This window comes from Deinococcus betulae (assembly GCF_020166395.1).
In the GTDB taxonomy this organism is placed as follows: domain Bacteria; phylum Deinococcota; class Deinococci; order Deinococcales; family Deinococcaceae; genus Deinococcus; species Deinococcus betulae.
Window position 1 is genome coordinate 23,182 of the sequence record NZ_JAIQXU010000037.1, and the last position, 16,808, is coordinate 39,989.

General features: G+C 56.3%; 14 protein-coding genes and 1 pseudogene. 2 read left to right on the plus strand and 13 right to left on the minus strand.

Annotated elements, in window-relative coordinates:
• From wecB to K7W42_RS20225, 13 genes and pseudogenes are all read right to left on the minus strand, one after another.
• Positions 1 to 1,146 (minus strand): non-hydrolyzing UDP-N-acetylglucosamine 2-epimerase, encoded by a 1,146-nt coding sequence (gene wecB / locus K7W42_RS20165; protein WP_224576957.1) that lies wholly within the window; start codon positions 1,144 to 1,146, stop codon positions 1 to 3.
• Positions 1,143 to 2,240 (minus strand): polysaccharide biosynthesis C-terminal domain-containing protein, encoded by a 1,098-nt coding sequence (locus tag K7W42_RS20170; RefSeq protein WP_224576958.1) that lies wholly within the window; start codon positions 2,238 to 2,240, stop codon positions 1,143 to 1,145. The genes wecB and K7W42_RS20170 overlap by 4 nt, the downstream gene beginning before the upstream one ends.
• Positions 2,237 to 3,271, minus strand: coding sequence for a polysaccharide biosynthesis protein (locus K7W42_RS20175; RefSeq protein WP_221090039.1), 1,035 nt, complete (start codon positions 3,269 to 3,271; stop codon positions 2,237 to 2,239). Before K7W42_RS20175 ends, K7W42_RS20170 begins: the two co-directional genes overlap by 4 nt.
• A 4-nt stretch (positions 3,272 to 3,275) precedes the next feature.
• On the minus strand, positions 3,276 to 4,370 hold the full coding sequence (locus K7W42_RS20180; RefSeq protein ID WP_224576959.1) for a glycosyltransferase: 1,095 nt from the start codon (positions 4,368 to 4,370) through the stop codon (positions 3,276 to 3,278).
• An 85-nt stretch (positions 4,371 to 4,455) separates the two neighbouring features.
• On the minus strand, positions 4,456 to 5,661 hold the full coding sequence (locus K7W42_RS23370) for a glycosyltransferase (RefSeq protein WP_224576960.1): 1,206 nt from the start codon (positions 5,659 to 5,661) through the stop codon (positions 4,456 to 4,458).
• Complete coding sequence (locus tag K7W42_RS20190; RefSeq protein WP_224576961.1) at positions 5,658 to 6,803, minus strand: glycosyltransferase family 4 protein; 1,146 nt, start codon at positions 6,801 to 6,803, stop codon at positions 5,658 to 5,660. Before K7W42_RS20190 ends, K7W42_RS23370 begins: the two co-directional genes overlap by 4 nt.
• Positions 6,796 to 8,037 carry an O-antigen ligase family protein gene (locus tag K7W42_RS20195; protein WP_224576962.1) on the minus strand — a complete coding sequence of 414 codons (1,242 nt, stop codon included), beginning with the start codon at positions 8,035 to 8,037 and terminating at the stop codon, positions 6,796 to 6,798. The genes K7W42_RS20190 and K7W42_RS20195 overlap by 8 nt, the downstream gene beginning before the upstream one ends.
• Entirely contained in the window at positions 8,034 to 9,272 is a 1,239-nt protein-coding gene (locus tag K7W42_RS20200; protein WP_224576963.1) for a lipopolysaccharide biosynthesis protein, read from the minus strand. The genes K7W42_RS20195 and K7W42_RS20200 overlap by 4 nt, the downstream gene beginning before the upstream one ends.
• A 214-nt stretch (positions 9,273 to 9,486) precedes the next feature.
• Positions 9,487 to 10,299, minus strand: a complete 813-nt coding sequence (locus K7W42_RS20205; RefSeq protein ID WP_224576964.1) for a hypothetical protein — start codon at positions 10,297 to 10,299, stop codon at positions 9,487 to 9,489.
• Positions 10,300 to 10,349: 50 nt separating this feature from the next.
• Complete coding sequence (locus K7W42_RS20210) at positions 10,350 to 11,888, minus strand: O-antigen ligase family protein (RefSeq protein ID WP_224576965.1); 1,539 nt, start codon at positions 11,886 to 11,888, stop codon at positions 10,350 to 10,352.
• 91 nt (positions 11,889 to 11,979) lie between these two features.
• Positions 11,980 to 13,620 carry a polysaccharide biosynthesis tyrosine autokinase gene (locus K7W42_RS20215; RefSeq protein WP_224576966.1) on the minus strand — a complete coding sequence of 547 codons (1,641 nt, stop codon included), beginning with the start codon at positions 13,618 to 13,620 and terminating at the stop codon, positions 11,980 to 11,982.
• Positions 13,621 to 13,971: 351 nt separating this feature from the next.
• Positions 13,972 to 14,439: an SUKH-4 family immunity protein gene (locus K7W42_RS20220; RefSeq protein ID WP_224576967.1), complete on the minus strand. Its 468-nt coding sequence runs from the start codon at positions 14,437 to 14,439 to the stop codon at positions 13,972 to 13,974.
• A gap of 140 nt (positions 14,440 to 14,579) precedes the next feature.
• Positions 14,580 to 15,621: pseudogene (locus tag K7W42_RS20225) on the minus strand (IS4 family transposase).
• A 124-nt stretch (positions 15,622 to 15,745) separates the two neighbouring features.
• On the opposite strand from K7W42_RS20225, the gene K7W42_RS20230 reads away from it, so the two are divergent.
• On the plus strand, positions 15,746 to 16,285 hold the full coding sequence (locus tag K7W42_RS20230) for a helix-turn-helix domain-containing protein (RefSeq protein WP_224576968.1): 540 nt from the start codon (positions 15,746 to 15,748) through the stop codon (positions 16,283 to 16,285).
• Between the two features lie 35 nt (positions 16,286 to 16,320).
• A complete protein-coding gene (locus tag K7W42_RS20235) occupies positions 16,321 to 16,773 on the plus strand; it encodes a transposase (protein WP_224576969.1) in 453 nt (150 codons plus the stop codon).
• Positions 16,774 to 16,808: the final 35 nt, after the last annotated feature.

Consider the following 16,808-nt stretch of genomic DNA (forward strand, 5'->3'; position numbering starts at 1 on the left):
CTAGCGCACGTCCTTGCGCCAAACCACCCGGTTCACGTAATCCGTGTACCCCAGGATGATGCGTAGCACCTTGTCTGACACATTTGGCATTGAGTAGTCGGCCACCGGACGCAGCAAACGCGCCTCGCCACGCGGCTGGTCCTCCAGAACGCGCAGGCCCTGCATGACGCGCTCGGGCGAGAGGCCCACCATCATCACACTGGCTTCCTCCATCGCCTCGGGGCGCTCGTGCGCCTCGCGGATGTTCAGCGCCGGAAAGTTCAGGATGCTCGACTCCTCGCTGATGGTGCCGGAGTCCGACAGCACGGCGCGGGCGTGGAGTTGCAGGTGGTTGTAGTCGTGGAAGCCCAGGGGCTTCAAAAGTTCTACAAGTGGATGAAACTGCGCCCCGGTCGCGTCAATGCGCTTCTGGGTGCGCGGGTGGGTGGAGACGATCACCCGCTGGCCGTAGCGCTCGGCGACCCGGTTCAGCGACTCCACCAGCCCGGCCAGGTTGCGGTCCGAGTCGATGTTCTCCTCGCGGTGCGCACTCACCACGAAATACTCGCCCGCCGTCAGGCCCAGCCGTGCCAGTACGTCCGAGGCGTCAATCTGCGGGCGGTAGTGGGTCAGCACCTCGAACATCGGGCTGCCCGTCTTGATGATACGGTCGGGCAGCAGCCCCTCGCGCAGCAGATACTCGCGGGCGATATCGCTGTAGGTCAGGTTGATGTCGGCGGTGTGGTCCACGATCCGGCGGTTGGTCTCCTCCGGCACCCGCTGGTCGAAGCAGCGATTCCCGGCCTCCATGTGGAAGATCGGGATCTTGCGCCGCTTGGCCGGAATCGCTGACAGGCAGGAATTGGTGTCGCCCAGAATCAGCACCGCGTCGGGCTGCTCGCGCTTCAGCACCGCGTCCACCTTGATCAGGATGTGGCCGATGGTTTCGGCGGCGGTTCCCGTGGCCGCGTTCAGGAAGTGGTCGGGCTTGCGCACACTGAGGTCGTGGAAGAAGATCTCGTTCAGCTCGTAGTCGTAGTTTTGGCCGGTGTGCACGATGACGTGTTCGGTGTATTCGTCCAGCCGGGCCATCACCCTTGATAAGCGGATGATTTCCGGGCGGGTGCCGACCACGGTCATGACTTTCAGTTTCTTTTCGGCAATCATTGCGGCTCCACCAGCTCGGGGACCTGATCAGGGTCATTGGGGTCAAACAGCTCGTTGGTCCAGAAGAGGGTCAGCAGGGTGCTGTCACCCACGTTGGTGATGTTGTGGGTATGCAGCGTGGGAATGTCCACGTAGGAAGGCTGCTCACCCGACACCCGGTAGGTATGCACCTCGTCCCCAAAGATGTGCCGCAGTCGGATCTCAGCCTCTCCACCCGAGACCAGAAAGCGCTCGACTTTGCGTGTATGGAAGTGATTGCCCCGGGTGATGCCGGGATGAGTGGTGGACATGAACGCCTGGCCACCGCTGGGACTCTTGATCGCCTCGAACAGGCTGCCGCGCGGGTCGGTGTGCAGCGTCAGCGGGACCGGGTAGTGCGCCGGGTAAAGAAACGAGCGATACATGTTGAACAGGTCGCGCCGAAAGGGATCGCTGATGTCGGGAATGACGTGTGCGGCGTAGGCAGCCTGCATCTCTTGCAAGGTCTCCAACAGGTCGCGTACGGTGAGCCTGTCACCCTCGACCCGCACAGTGCCGGTCTCTCCTCCCCGCACCAGCCGCCATAGCCGCCGCGAGACTTCCTGGGCGTGAATCTGTTCGGTCTCGCTGTCATTGGCGGTGGGTTCTTCACCGTGCGCGAGCTGGTGGCAGAAGGTCGCCACCACCGAGTTGTAAAAGGGCTTGCCGCCCTCCCCGAACACGCCGGGTAGGATCACGTTGGTAAAGCGGCCCCCGCTGCGTCCAGCCCAGGCTCCCAACGATTCGGCCGACCGACGCTTAGATTGCCCGTAGGGGGTGTCACGCTCGACGTGAGTAGACGAGGAGAAGAGGACGTGGGCGCGGCTGCCCACCTCTTCCAAGGCGGTAGTCAGCCGCTCGGTCAGCGCTACGTTGGTACGGGCGACCTCCTGCTCGTCGCCCCGGTTCATCCCGGCGAGGTGAAAGATCACGTCGCAGCCGCGCAACACCTGGTTCAGGTCACCCGCGAACTCCTCGCGGTCGATGGGCAAAACTTCCACGTCGTCAAAAGCCCGCAGGTAGGCCCGCAGGTGAGTGCCCAGCATGCCGCGTGCGCCGGTGACGGCGACCTTCACCGCGCTCTCCAGGCGGCCAGCTCCTCCCGCAAGGCGGGCAGGGTCAACAGCAGTTCCTGTACCTGCTCGATGTTCAGGCGCTCGGTGTTATGCGAGTGGTAGTCCTCCAGGAAGATCTCCTCCTGGTTGCCCTCGGTGAAGTACTTGGCATAGTTCAGATCGCGCACGTCCATCCGGACCCGCAAGTACTCGCCCATGTCCTCGCTCTGGGCAATCTCTCCGGCGGTCGCCAGCACCTCGAACAGCTTCTCAGCGTGCCGGGTCCCGATGATGTCCACCGGCACGTCGGCCTCAAATAGGTTCACCAGCGCCTGCGCCAGATCGGCCACAGTGCAGGCCGGGGCCTTACGGACGAATATATCTCCCTGCTCAGCATGCTCGAAGGCGAACAGCACCAAGTCAATGGCGCTGCGCAGCGACAGCAGAAAGCGGGTCATGTTGGGGTCAGTGACGGTCAGCGGCTTTCCGGCCTTGATCTGCTCGATAAACAGCGGGATCACCGAGCCGCGCGAGTACATCACGTTGCCGTAGCGCACGCTGGAAATCGTGGTCGCGCCCTCGACCCCGACCAGCCGGCGGGCGGCAGCAGTGGCGACCTTTTCCATCAGGCCCTTGCTCATGCCCATGGCGTTGACCGGTTGCACCGCCTTATCGGTGCTGAGGCACACCAGTGAGCCCACCCCGTGCGCGATGGCCGACTCGACCACGTTGTGCGACCCGACCACGTTGGTCATGACCGCCTGCATGGGGAAGAATTCGCAACTGGGCACCTGCTTGAGGGCCGCCGCGTGGAAGGCCAGGTCAACGCCTTCCATAGCCTGATCCACTGAGGCACGGTCGCGAATGTCCCCGATGTAGAACTTCACCTTGGGGTTTTTCATTCGCACGCGCATATGCTCCTGCTTCAGCTCGTCGCGGCTGAACACCCGGATTTCCTTGACATCGCTGTCCTTGATCAGTTGCAGCAATTCGTTGCCGAAAGATCCAGTGCCGCCGGTAATAAGGACGGTCTTGCCGCTCAAATTTTGCATCGTGTCATGCCCCCTGCCCATCCATTAGCGCTTGAGCTGGCCGAAATAGAGCGAGATTTTCTTCCAAAGCGTGTTTATCCCCCGCGACCTGCTCTGCATAAGCCCTACACCGCGCAGCACGCTCAAGCTTCCTGGGGACTGACTCCTGTACCAAAGCGGCTACTGTATCAGCAAAAGCCTGCTGTGCCGATAGAGGCAATACGTCACCGACGCCTGCGTTCCTGAAATCTTGCCAAGGCGTCTGATCGCTCACGACCACTGGGCAGCCAGCAGCTAGCGCCTCCCAGACCACGTGGCCATAGTTCTCGCCAAGAGTTGGGAACAAGAAAGCGTCATAACTGCTGAAGACCTCTCTGACCTGCTCATGTTCGACAATGCCTTGGTACTCCACCCGCAGTTGTTCTGGCAAATCTGTCATGGCTTCTTGACATCTTTCCCAATAATTCTGATCTTCTAAAGAGCCATAGATATGGAAATCAAGAGGCACTTTAACCTGCTTAACGATTTCAAGCGCGTATGTGAGATTTTTCTTTGGAGAGATGCGAGAGAGGAATATGACCCGGCCCCGACCCTCTTTTACCTGCCTCTGTATCTCCTGCACAACAGGAGCAAGGTCAGCTGCGACCTGAACCGGAACTGGCCCCAATGTGCGCCATATGTCTCGCTGTTCCAAGATGGTTGAAGCTTGAAAGCTTGTCACACCTCTCCAAAGCCTGAATTTATGAAAAGCGGCCAGATAAGCTTGTTTCTTGCTTACCTTAAGGGACAGCGCGCCAACGGAGAACTCCCCCCTGGGAGCCAGCACAATTCGCGCGCCAAAGGGCATTAGTCGGTTCCAAATCAAAACCTTTATAGTTGATGGCGAAAAGAAGCTGTTAAGGTAAAGAGTAGGGATGCCGTACCTGCGCAAAAGACTCGCAAAAGCTTGGGGGCCAAACTGCTCTTGGGTAAGATAGATTATGTCTGCTCCACCCAAAGAATAGACCTTGCCTGGAGTCTTCTCGGAGTAGTGTGACCCATCCAGATCATAGTTGCGGGTGACAATTAACAGCTTTAATTGGTTCCCCAATCGTTGGGCGAGATTGGCGATGGTGGTCACTGGACCACCTGCAAGTCTACCTGGAAGGTAGTGATCGATGATGATCAGGACCTCATAAGTCTGCGGTTTTGAATGAACTGCCGAGTCAGGGAGCACGCTCACCGCTCCTGTTCTTCTGAACAACACGGTCCAGGAATGCGCCTAACATTCTTCCGTGCGCTCGCCATGTCTTCTGCTTCGACACAAACTGCTGCGCTCCCAGCCCTAGAGCCTGGGCCTCGTCATCATGCTCTGCTACGTATCTCAGCGCACGGGCCAAGGCTTCAGGCGTCTCGTCATCCAGCAGCACCAAATACCGCTCGTAGTCAGGGGGAAGACCTTCGAACCGGGTAGAGATGGTGGGCAACCCAGACGCCATGTACTCGATCAGCTTTGAAGGGAAAACATATGGACTGCTGATCCGGTTGTAACTGCGATGGTTGATCAGCACGTGTGCCTGCTGCAAGTACGTGCGGATCATATCGCCTGATACAAATCCCAGAAACTCGATGTTTGGGTTTTCCTGCGCATGACGGACAACTAGGTCTTTCAATTGTCCTGATCCAGCAATCACAAACTTGTAATCCATATCCTTCAGGAGGTCCACGGCTTCAAGCATGACGTCTACGCCGTTGTATTCCTCGAGGGCTCCTGCGAAGAAGATCAGGAATGGCCCTCCACTCAACGTTCTCCGAAAGGGATTTCCAATTTCAGCAACACCACCCTCTATCAGAAGGTATGGGGCTCGCTTCAAAAAATCATTAGCTATCCGCTCTGAGATCACGATGACCCCATCCGATGCGTCCAGCCGTGTTTTCGCATAAACAAAGTCAAGCTGCCTGTACAAATTTTTGGACACGGTCTGCCCAGGGATGTCCATGTCATAGATAATTGGAACATAAGGGATTTTAAGCATTCTGGAAACAATTCGAGCCGAAATCGATAGGAACAGACTGAAATTATAGGTCATTATGAAGGTGGGTCGGTGCTTAAATGCGGCAACAAAGCCATGAAAAAGAAATGCACATATGAGGGTCAGCGTCTTGAACACAGGCAGGTTGACGTATGACAGGAGGCGGAGCTTGGTTCCCGCATAGGACAGGTGTCCGCCGGGAACGACTAAGCCAGCCCGCACTTCGGTGACTGACCTGGGTTGAAAGCTCAGAACCTCTACGGCTGGATAGCCCGCCTGACCGAGCGCCGTCAGGAAGCCTACCTGAGCAGTGTTGCCAGCCCTGGAAAACGCCCTGGAAATATACCGGTCATCGTCAGGCACTAGGCTTCCAAAAAACAGAACCTTGTCGCCATTCACTTGACTTCTCCGTTCGACAGATAGTTGAGGAGAACGTATGCATTTTTACGAGTGTGCAAAGCCTCGTACATGGTTCGGTTGGCCTCACCCATTCGCTGTAGACGGTCTGCATCAGCCAGCATCCGCTCGAGTACATTGGCCAATTCAGTGACTTTTCCGTTCCGGAACATCAGGCCGTTGTGGTCATGAATTAAATCTTCCCGCAGCGCTTTAAAATTTGTAGCCACCACTGGTTTGGAGTAGCGGCCAGCCTCCATGATGGGTCGACCCTGATGTGGTTTCGTGATTGGAAAGACCACCACCGAGGAAGTTGCGATGAATGCCGCAGTTTCCTCAACATTGCCGTACACCTGAACTCCAGAAACAGAGCGTAGAAGATTGTCAAACAGCCGACGCTCAAGAGGATTTCTCGATGTATTCTGCATCTCTCCCAAAATCGTGAGGGGCTCACTGATGCCTCGTGCTCTCAGCAGACAGACGGCGCGCAGGAGGACATGAAGACCCTTGAGCCGGCTGAGACCTCCCATATAGAGCATCCCCACCTTACCCACCTCACCGTCCTCACGCTCGGGCAACAGCGATTTCCTCGATATCCAGTTGCGCATGATTCCCTGTCGGGAACGTATGTGGAATTGTCGCTGATCGAATTCAGAGATAAACAGTGTGAGGTTACTGTAGGACTCCGTCAATCTCCTGAGATAATCTTTGCGTAGACCAAACAGTCCCGACGCAACATTCTCTTGAATGACGAGAATTGTTTTGATTTCTGGATTAATCAAGCGCGTCTTTCCAAGGTAAGGGATCAACACAGAGGAATTAAGGATCAAGTGCGTTGGCGCGACTTTCCTCATAAAGCTTTCAAAGTCGTGGTCCACACGCCTCGACCTCAGAAAACGCAAGATGAATCCGGGGTGAAGTGCGAAATAGCTTCCACCAGAGTAGTGGGGGAAGTCGTGGATATAACTTATGTATCTTAGATGCACAGATGGAAAATCTCTATGTATAAAGCCAGCTAGCTTACCTTCCGGCAGAAGAATATGGACCTCATGTCCTGCCCGAACCAACTCTTCGGTCAGATTGTATAGCATCAGGCCAGCTCCGCCCCAACCGCCATAATGATGAAAAATAGCGATTTTAATCATATGAAGAACTCACCCTCGCAGAGGTTGATCCGAGAACCTTGAGACATCCCAGTAACACCCAAACCGCTAGATTGATTGTGTAGAAAAGGATAGAAGTGCCCCCCATATTGTAAAAAAATAGACTGGCAAGCGCTCCAGCTATGCCTAGCGCAAATACACGTTCCCATGCCTGACCGTTTCTGATCAAGGCAGTCAGCCAGACAAGACTCGCAAACAGAATGGGCAGCAGGAATAGGACTCCCAAGATCCCAACCGACAGCAGGAGGTCAAGGTAACCGTTGTGAAACGGAATGACCACACTTTGATAGGAACCAATACGCTCAATACTCAGCTGGTAAAAACCGTATCCCCTGAAAGGATTGGATTGAATCCTCTCCCAGGCTGTCTGCCAGAGATCAAAACGTCCGCCAAGAAAAGCTTCGAACGGAGAATCGAGGATCCCAGCCTCAAGCTCTCTTTTGTGAAAGAACTGGTATTCCACGATGGATGTGATTTGCTGAAATAGTTTCCCACCAGTGGCATAATTAAGCCCCTGCAGAGATATGAAGATGGCTGTGGCAATCGCAGTCCCTCTGCCAAGAACGACAAACGTGTACTTTTTCTGCAGCAGGCTGAGCAGAAACACCACTCCCAGTCCGGCGGCAAGAGAAATGATGGCAGGCTTGTGCAGGACTGTAATTAAAGGAAAGACAGCCGCGCCGAACAAGAAGAAAGTTTTCCTGGCCTTCTGTCCTACCAGATAACTCGCTGAGTAATAGAGAGCGGGGATTAGGCTCAGGAACCTCATCGGGTAGCCCTCAAACCGGCCATCCAGGACCCCGATCAGAGAAACGACCCCATAAAGTCCCCCCGACACCGCCAGAACCTGCATGATCTTTTCCACCAACACCTTCACCTGGTCTCGGTCGTGGCTACTGACAGCGATATACAGCATGATACAAGTCGCGAAGTTGAGATACATGTGCCAGGGAGCCGCTCCATATGTTTCAAGCCCCAGCACGATAGTCAATATGCGGTTGGCAAGTACATAAATAAGAAAATAGATTGCCCCGAGGGCAAGTGGGTCAATCGCAGATCTTCTATTTCGCCACAGGAACGTAAGCATGATCAGAAAGGGGACAAGCTTGCCCAGAACATTCGCGAAGGGAACAGCCGCAGAACCATACACTGCCTCATTACCAGTAAGGCTAAACAGCAGTGTTATGCAGACCACCGTAACCCAATTAAACTTCATAAGCCTCTCTTCTCCTGCAGCCCTACGACAACAGAATAAATAATAAAGCTGAGCAGATGAAATTCAACCACGTTGATGGCCGCCCCCACAGTATTGAGCCTGGGAATCCAGAATACCGCACCTATCAGATAGGCGACGGTCGAGATCGCCTGGATTTTGAGACGCAGCGGTTGCCTTCCTGTCCCAGAAAGATAGTCTGCCATAGGCAGATAGGCCGCCTGAAATAGATATGAAGACGACATTATCAACATTAAAAGACCTGCCTTCTCATAGTCTCTTCCAAAAACAAGGCCAATGACATCTAGACTAACAACGGCAGCCAGCGTCAGGATCACTGCACCCGCGATGATCAGAGCAGGATACGCTGCGCTCTGGATCAGCCTCTTTTTCTCGGCTGGCGACTCGCTGGTGAAGAAGCCCGCATAACGGGTTGCCAACCAAGCAGAAACAGGCATGGATCCGATTGAAAAGATACGCTGTCCTATGGAATACACGGCGACGTCAGAAAAGCTCAATAGGCGTGACATAATAGGCTTTTCGAGTTCGCTGGAAACCCCGACCAGGGCGTTGGAGATGGCGAATGGGGATGCCTCTTTCCAGAACGTCCGGTACAGCGCTGGGATCTTCAGCGTAACTCGTCTGCCCTGGAACAGGTACTTCCAAGCGAATGTCAACATCAACAGATTCGCCGCCGCAAGAGCGAATAACCACTCTGTCAAATCAGTTTTCCATCCGACTGCAATCAGAAGGGCCGCCGCTTTAATGATCAGACCGACAGATTCGAAAAAGAATATCTTTTGGTAATGTTCATCAATCATGTTGGCTGCCACAAACACCATTATCATGCGCGTCATGATGTCGATTATCCCCGCTAGGATTAGGACGCCCAGCGGTATCCCAAGCTGAAGCACAGCATTCAGCAACAGCACAATTAAGATGCCGGGGAACATGATGGCGGCAAGGTGAGTTACCAGCTCGCTTACCACGCGCTCCAGATTTTGATACTTACTGTTTAGCAAGAAAACCAAATTATAGGATCCCAGATCCACCAACGCGTTGACGATAGCGATTATTGACAGTGCAACAAAATATTGTCCGTACTCACTTGGCGGAATAATCCTCGTCAGAACAGCAAAAATCAACAACTGGCCAACCGCGCGGATCAGGGTGGTGAGGAGGTTCTTCGCGTATGGCGAGCTCAAACGAGACATCCAGGATGTAAAATGTGAATTCACAGCGTACTCCGCCACTTCAACTGCAGACTTATCTCGTCTCTAGATCGTATGGCCGATATCTTTCTACGGAATTGAAGCCCTGACAGTCTCGCCAAAGGAATAGAGAGGTACCTCCCTACTATTTGGGGCCTCATATCTAACAACTTGGTTGGCATTTTTAAGCAGGCCGTAACTCCGAGAGGCAGAATACTTCTCTGCCACCTTCTAGCAAACCTCACTGAGTCCATGTGTATCGGTGGCTTAACCGCTGGGTTCTTTTTTCTAGAAAAGACAGATCTTTTAATAAGAGATTTCTGTCCTCGACCCTGCGATTGTAAGGGTTGATGACTGTGAGTGTGACAGGTTGACCGTTGACGTCCAGCTCAATTCGCTTAGTCCTAGCTCTGGCTTCGATCACTCTATGGATGTCTTGGCCCTGCCGGATCTCTACTTTTGGATAGATTCCTCCACCAGGAAGGCCTGTCAGCTGAAAGCTGAGCTTTCCAGGGCCACAAGGTCTCAGGGTCATAGGCACCCGAAAAGCCAGGGATGCAGTGTTCGCTACCCTGTCCCAGATGCCACCCGTTTCTGGTGGAAACTCCACCTCGAAGCCAGTGCACTTCTGGGTTGAGAGTTGAAAAGAGGACAATTGAGCTAGACGAAGCTCAGCTCGGTAGTAATCGTTGTCATAGTGCAGGCGGAGCATGCCAGAGACCGGGACGTCAATGTCCACCTCCCTCGTTCCCCAGATAAAATCACGAAAGATCTCCTTGCTACCAACCGTGACGCGTAGGCGAGGAGCTATCCCCGCAGCTGCGGTCCCTTCTGCTCTCACTCTTAGTATGCCGGGGGAGCAGACTTCCGCTTCCAGCCATGATGACTTTGCCATCAAAAATCCATTGCCTGTTCTGACCACACTGTCGCTTTCCCTGTCGAAGCGGGGCTCGAAAACAGCTGACATCTGGCAGATGCCCTGGGCTGACGGCAAGGAGATAGGTTCTATGGGCGCAGGTCGATTCAGCCCCAGGTACGTCAGCCCCAGGATCATGAGGGGGGGACAGAGTAACGGCAGCCATTTCCATCCTTCTGCCTTCCAGTTCACTTCTGCACCTGCACAGTCCAGGACCTGCTAGCCAAAGGAAATGGGCTCAGGCTCCCCTGACTTCGATAGACTGACATTTTGACCTTTTGTTCCGCCACATCAACCAAGTCACCCTGCAAACGTACGTAGCCAACTTCTCCTTCCATCAGGGTGAAGGGCTGGTTGTCAACCGTGACACAACTTGCGGCACAGGCGCTTAACACCACGCGGTAACTGCCAGGAGCCATCTTGAGTTGTGCGATCGCCAAGTAGTCCTTGTGGTTTAGAACGCTTTGAGGCGCATCCCAGTAAAGAGCCGAGACAGGTAGACGAACAGGGGGACTAAGCTGAGGCCACAGCAACGGCAGTGACAGGAGCGTGACAACACTGGAACCGACTAGGCCCAGGGCCCAGGACGGCCGGGCAGGAGTCAGAAGTTGCATCCCCACCACCATCCAGAAAGCTTCAGCCAAAAAAGAGCTGGGCACAATCCAGGTGTTGTCCGTGATGTTCGCGAGAACGAAGCCCGACAGAAGGGCCACGCTAAACACTTCGCGCTGCAGCACCGCTGACCAAAGCGCGAAGCTCACCAACACCACCAAGCCCAACACACCAAGGGGCCCACTCTCAGCCCACTGCTGGAGTACGGCATTGTGGGCGATTAGCCAGGGATGGCCGACCCATTCCACCCAAGCCGGACAGCCCAATGACACTCCGTCGACCTGTCGCCAGAACACACAGCCGCCATCTGGAGGCGCGAGAAAGTTTCCCAGCCTGTAGCTCCCGACTCCCGTCAAAGGCGCAGTTTGAATGACCGAGAGTGTATTTTCCCAGATGACATCCCGCCCTGTTGTTCCCCATCCCCACAGCCGATCCAGAGCGCCGATTCCAAAGCGGTTGCCGATCAGAAGACCTGCTGCGATCAGAGCTACACCTGCGCCACCGAACTTCAGAATGTTGCGCTGCTGGCTGATCAACGCTTTACGGTGCCCTACCACCACCCCCATCACCGTTCCAAAGAGCAAGGCGAGCATGGCCCCACGGCTGCCGGTGGTCAGAACCACAAGGATCCCCAGAACGCCCATCACAACGCGCCAGACCTTGGGTCCAGGGAGAAAAACTGCCATCCACACCCCGACCGTGCCAGCGAATCCGAGGGTGGTGGCGGTCATATAAGGGTGTTCCAGACGTGCCCGCAGCACGTCCGCCCCATTCCAGCCTGAATAACCGAGAGCCGTGAGGTAGACCAGAACCAGCCCAATCGCCATGGGCCATAGGCGACTGGAGGAACCCAGGAAAATCCCTAGACCTATGAGCCCACCCATCAGCGCTATTCGAACTCCTGCTAGCAATACGGCGGCCAAAGATTCCGGAGAGAAAAGTGCAGGCAGCAGCTGACTTAGTGCATAGAAGACAAGAATGGCCTTGCCAGCCCACGGGAGTCTCTTTAATGATGAAATCTTCAACAACGCAAGGGGGGAGATCACATAGAAGGGCGCCAGGCAAGCCAGCCACCACTTCCACCACCTTAAATCAAGCCGAGTCAGTTCAGACATTTGTGATACACAAATCCGAATTGTGGTTTAAACTCTTCTACAGCATCATTCAGCCCTTGATTAGAGTCAACGGTCCGAAAAGACTCGATAGTCACAGATTTATTTTTGTACGAGGTGCGTGAGAGTATGAGTATCCATAGCTGTTGCCCTCTCGTGCGTCCGACTTGTTGATCACGAAGCCGACGATTTTCAGGCCCGCCCGCTCCGCGCGGCGCAGCGCGGCCCGCACGATCTGCGCACTCGTACGGCCATGCTCAGTGACCATAACCACCGCGTCCACGTGGGCACCCAGCACCAGCCCGTCGGCCAGCGCCAGCAGCGGAGCACTGTCGATCAGCACAACGTCGTAATCCCGCCGCCAAAAGTCGAGCGCCGCCCGCAGGTCAGCTTGGTTGAAGACCGCCAGGCTGTCTTGCAGGCCCGGCCCGGCGGGAAGCATATCCACATTGCGTTCGACCTCTAAAACCTCGGCGGTGTGGGGCGCAAACAGTGCCTCGTGGGTGGTTCGTGAACCGCCCACGCTATTCAGGTTCAGGGGACGCCAGCGACCCTGTTCGTTGAACTTCTGCCACACGGCCGCCTGTGTGCCACGCCGCAGATCGGCGTCAATAATGAGAACCCTCTGGCCGCTGGAGGCGAATCCATCCGCGAGAGTCGCAGTCAGGCTGCTTTTGCCTTCGCCCGGCGCAGTAGAGGTAATCATGACCACCGGGTGGGCCTGACCTGAGAGCGCTGTCAGCAGGCTGACTCGCAGAAAGCCAATGGCTTCGTATAACCCTGCTTGCCGCGCTGCCCGTACAATGCCGGAAAGCAGGATGTCCCGCTGACGCAGCCGTGGAATTACCGCTAGGGTGGGCTGGCCTAGGGAGAGCAAGTCGTCTTCGGTCCGGATAGTGCGGTCGATGACTGTGAGGAGCGTCACTACACCTATCGCCAGTAGCAAGCCCAACAGGCCAGCGAGCACAGCGTTGCGCAGGGGCTTGGGTGACACCGGGTCTAGGGGAGCAACAGCAGGTGCAAGCATGCTCAGCACCCCCGCGACCGAGCCCTCCAGAAGCTGGGTCTGAATCAGGTTACCCTGGATGTTGGCCCGCCGGGCAATCAGGGTCTGCCGCTCAACCGTGGACAACCCAGAAGTCTGCACTTGCTGATCGACCTGAGCCAGTTGGGCCTGAAAGCCCGCCTGTGCCCGGCGCAGGTTGTCTAGCGCACGGCTGCGGTCCCAGGTTAATAGGGCCGTACTGGTGAGGTTTGCCAGTTGCTGCGCGGCTTCTGGCGTCCGGGCCCGGGCACGTAGTGTGTAGATGCCGTTACCCCCTAGATCGAGGCGCGACGTCAGCGTGACCGTCCGGAGGCGCTGTTCGCGCAGTTCGCGCGTGAGATCCATGACCAAGCGTTCGCGTTCGGTGGCTGTAATGTCCTCTGCCGCACGGAGGGACTGGGCGAGGGGACTAATGACCTGGAGACTCTGTAGAGCCTCGGCCACAGCGCCCTCCGGCAATGGCGGCGCTTTGACCAAGGCGGTGCCGAGGGTGCTGTCCTGCCCCTGGTTATTGGCCGCTATCAGACTGGCCGTACTTTCATACACCAGAGGCTGACCCCGTGACCAGAAGAAAGTCATCAGCGCTAGCAACAACGCTGGACCAAGAATCCAGGGCAAGCGGCGGCGCAGGCCACGCCAGAGCATGGCGAGATCAATCTCGTTCTCGCTTGTTCGATCAGCCGAAATCATGGAGTGCCCATTCCCCAGCGCACTAACCCAACACTCACGAACATGGAGGGCTGGTCCCCCCCTGGCCTCTTGCCGTAGTGAACAGCGCTCATCGGCGCCACTATAACGACTTGAGGGTGAGACGGTATGGCGTGGATAGGAATAAGGTATCTGATCAGCGACCCCATGAAATTCAATTGATTGTGCACACGTGAAGTTAAGCCTAAACCACAGCAAACACGACCATGCCTCCCTACGAAATCTTGGTGGCCCTGCCCTGACTACCCTTCAAAACCGCTGTGGTGTCGTGGAGGGGGTCAGATTGTGGCCCATTGGTGTTAGGTTCCGGCAGTTGTGGGATGCGACCTGAGTTCAGATCACGCCGTATTCCACCTCTTCCACGACATACGACCACATGCTGACATCCTCTCCCTGGGTCGACGCATCCAGGGCTAGTGGATCAATCGCGTTCAGGCGTGCCCGCAGTTGATCAGCACGTGCACGGGTCGCCGGCGTGCCCGGCAAGTCGTCATATACCTCGCCTTCGTCCTCAGCGCTCAGGGGACAGGTGACGAACTCATGGTGGTACATCACCATGCAGCACAACAACGCTTTCAAAGAGGCGTTCATAAAGGTACAACCTGTGGCATCCCCCGCCCAGACATGACCGGTGTGCGCATCAACCAAGACCGCCACGCCAACGTCCGTTTCACTAATACAGATCCCCTGAATGTCATTCACACGCATGAAATGGAATGCCTCGACTGCATGAAAGCGAATGACGAGGTTACCCCCATCCGTAGCGTGGGGTGGAAGCCCTAGGTCTGTCAGAAAAACCAAGTTGTCGCTTCCGAGTGGCTATGGCGTCAAGCTGGCGGGCTCGTAAGAGCAGAGTGCCTGCCCCCACTCGCTGCGGATCAATCTTTGGCACACGTTCACGCTGCAAGATTACCCGCTGACAACTCGCTAACAGCCCCCGATCAACCTGGTTCTGGCATCAGTGCGGTTAAGGTGAGCCACGACGGAGGCGAGGGGTGCAAGAGCAAATCCTGCAGATGGTCGAGGCCCAGGCGAAACACGGACACCGCGCGGTGTCCGTGCTTCTTGCGTTTGACTGGGGCCTGAGCCGCTTGGATTTCACCCGTGTGGCAGGCCCAAATAAAGGCGACACTGACGACGGTCAACCAGGTTGAGACGCGCTCTGCCTGCGTCAGGCCAGTGTCTTCGAGGTTGAAGCCTCGAGTTTTCAAGGCGGCGTGCAGGTTTTCTGTTTGCCACCGCTGAGCGTATCGCTGCAGGTTCGGCCCCACGATAGAGCACCTCACCAGCTGCATTCGTCGTGGCAGCCACCCGAAGACGAACGCCATAGATCAGCGTCTGGCGGTGCCACACCCGAACTTCTCCTGGCTGTAGCTTCTTGAAGACAGCCCACACGGGCACACCCTGGCCGATGGTGGCCCGTGCAGGCAATCGGATACACGGGGCAATGTTGTGATGGTCGAGGAACCCAAACCAATACTCACCGATGAATTCTCGGTCTGCCAACAGGCACCGCACCTGACACTCGGGACAGGCGGTGAGGAAGCGCTCAACAAGCGCTTCCCGGGTGCGCTGATCACTCGCGCCGCCATGTGGAAGGAGCGTCCACATCAGCGGAAGGCCAAAGCCGTTCCAGACGGCAGAAAGGAGCAAAATATTGATGTTCCGCTGCCCGAGCTTCCAATTCGTACGGTCCAGGATGAGGTCCACCGGACCATCTGGGAGAAAGGACAGTGCAAAGCGAGCGAACATCGCGTCTGGAACGTTGAATTGCATGAAGCGCAGCAGCCGCTGATACCGGATGGCCGGCTGACCATCGAGCATGACATGGTTTTTCAGCGTGTAGAGCACTACGGTGCGCGCCTGAAGCACGGCGAGGATCAACGCCGCAAACACCGCCATCCGTCTGGCGTCAATGGGAAAGGAAGACCGGAGCGCGGTCTGCAAGGTCTCGTGCGGGTGTCGGCTCTGGGTCCGTTTCATCGCAGAAACACCGTACAGAAGCCGACGTTCTGCTGCCGGTGAGCCGTTTTGAGGAGTAGTCAGGGCCCTGCCACTAAATTCCTGCACGGCGCACACTGGGGACACTTGATCAGCAGGAGCCCGTATGTCATCCCGTGCTTACGCCCGCGTCCGCTCGTTCAACCCTGAAGAAACCCAGGCGCTTCACCGGATGGCCCGTTCCAGAACGCTCTGCGCTGGGCGCGTCAAGCGCGCCCAGATCCTTCTGCGCTCCAATCAGGGCTCTACCCTTACAGAGATCACGGAGCAACTCGGCGTGAGTTATCACACCGCCCAGCGCTGGATTAAGCGCTTCAACGACCTCGGGATTTCTGGCTTGGAAGAAGGTCCCCGTCCAGTTCGACCCCGGGTCTATTCCACTCAGGATGTGGGCCTCGTCATCAAGACGGCGCTCACCCCTCCCGATCAGCTCCAGCTTCCGTTTGGCGCTTGGACACTTGATCGCTTGGTGACTTATCTCAACGAGGTCAAGGGCATTTCGATCAAACGCAGTCGGATCAGCCAGATCTTTCTCAAGGAGGGGCTGAGGTGGAGGCAACAGGAGGGCTGGTTGGGCCAGCGGGTCGATCCAGACTTTGCAGCAAAAAGGGGGCTATCGAGACCCTCTACACCCAGCCTCCGGTAGGCAGTGTGGTGGTCTGCATTGACGAATTGGGACCGATGACGGCGGTGGCCCATCCTGGGCCACAACTAGTGCGTCCCCATCCAGGCGAGGGTTGGCCCGCTGAGCGGGCCCGCCAGAACCTTGAATATCAACCACGTACGACGCAGGGGTATGTCTTCGGGGCGTTACAGCCGGCCACGGGCGCGACGCTGGCAGTGACCTATGAGCGACGCAACATCGCCAATTTCGTGGATTTTCTGGAACAGGTGGAGGCCTGGATCCCCGACGACGTGCCGCAGATTTACGCCGTGTTAGATAATCTTCGGACCCACTCGGCTTACGACGTGCTGCTGTTCAATCTCACGCAGCCGCGCTGGGAGTTCGTCTTTCAGCCGAAGCGAGCCCTGTATTTGAATCTCATTGAACCCTGGTGGAAGACGTTGAAATCACTGGCCCTCAAAGGCCGACGATTTGACACCTGGCCAGGAGTAACCTCGAATAGGGGTTGACAGTCAGGGCATCAGCCGCTGAGGTCAATGAATTT

Excerpts from the sequence above, each read along its gene's own strand:
- wecB (WP_224576957.1), bottom strand. The coding sequence starts at position 1,146 with ATGATTGCCGAAAAGAAACTGAAAGTCATGACCGTGGTCGGCACCCGC.
- K7W42_RS20175 (WP_221090039.1), bottom strand. The coding sequence starts at position 3,271 with ATGCAAAATTTGAGCGGCAAGACCGTCCTTATTACCGGCGGCACTGGA.
- K7W42_RS20190 (WP_224576961.1), bottom strand. The coding sequence starts at position 6,803 with ATGATTAAAATCGCTATTTTTCATCATTATGGCGGTTGGGGCGGAGCT.
- K7W42_RS20195 (WP_224576962.1), bottom strand. The coding sequence starts at position 8,037 with ATGAAGTTTAATTGGGTTACGGTGGTCTGCATAACACTGCTGTTTAGC.
- K7W42_RS20205 (WP_224576964.1), bottom strand. The coding sequence starts at position 10,299 with ATGATCCTGGGGCTGACGTACCTGGGGCTGAATCGACCTGCGCCCATA.
- K7W42_RS20210 (WP_224576965.1), bottom strand. The coding sequence starts at position 11,888 with ATGTCTGAACTGACTCGGCTTGATTTAAGGTGGTGGAAGTGGTGGCTG.
- K7W42_RS20215 (WP_224576966.1), bottom strand. The coding sequence starts at position 13,620 with ATGATTTCGGCTGATCGAACAAGCGAGAACGAGATTGATCTCGCCATG.
- K7W42_RS20230 (WP_224576968.1), top strand. The coding sequence starts at position 15,746 with ATGTCATCCCGTGCTTACGCCCGCGTCCGCTCGTTCAACCCTGAAGAA.
- K7W42_RS20235 (WP_224576969.1), top strand. The coding sequence starts at position 16,321 with ATGACGGCGGTGGCCCATCCTGGGCCACAACTAGTGCGTCCCCATCCA.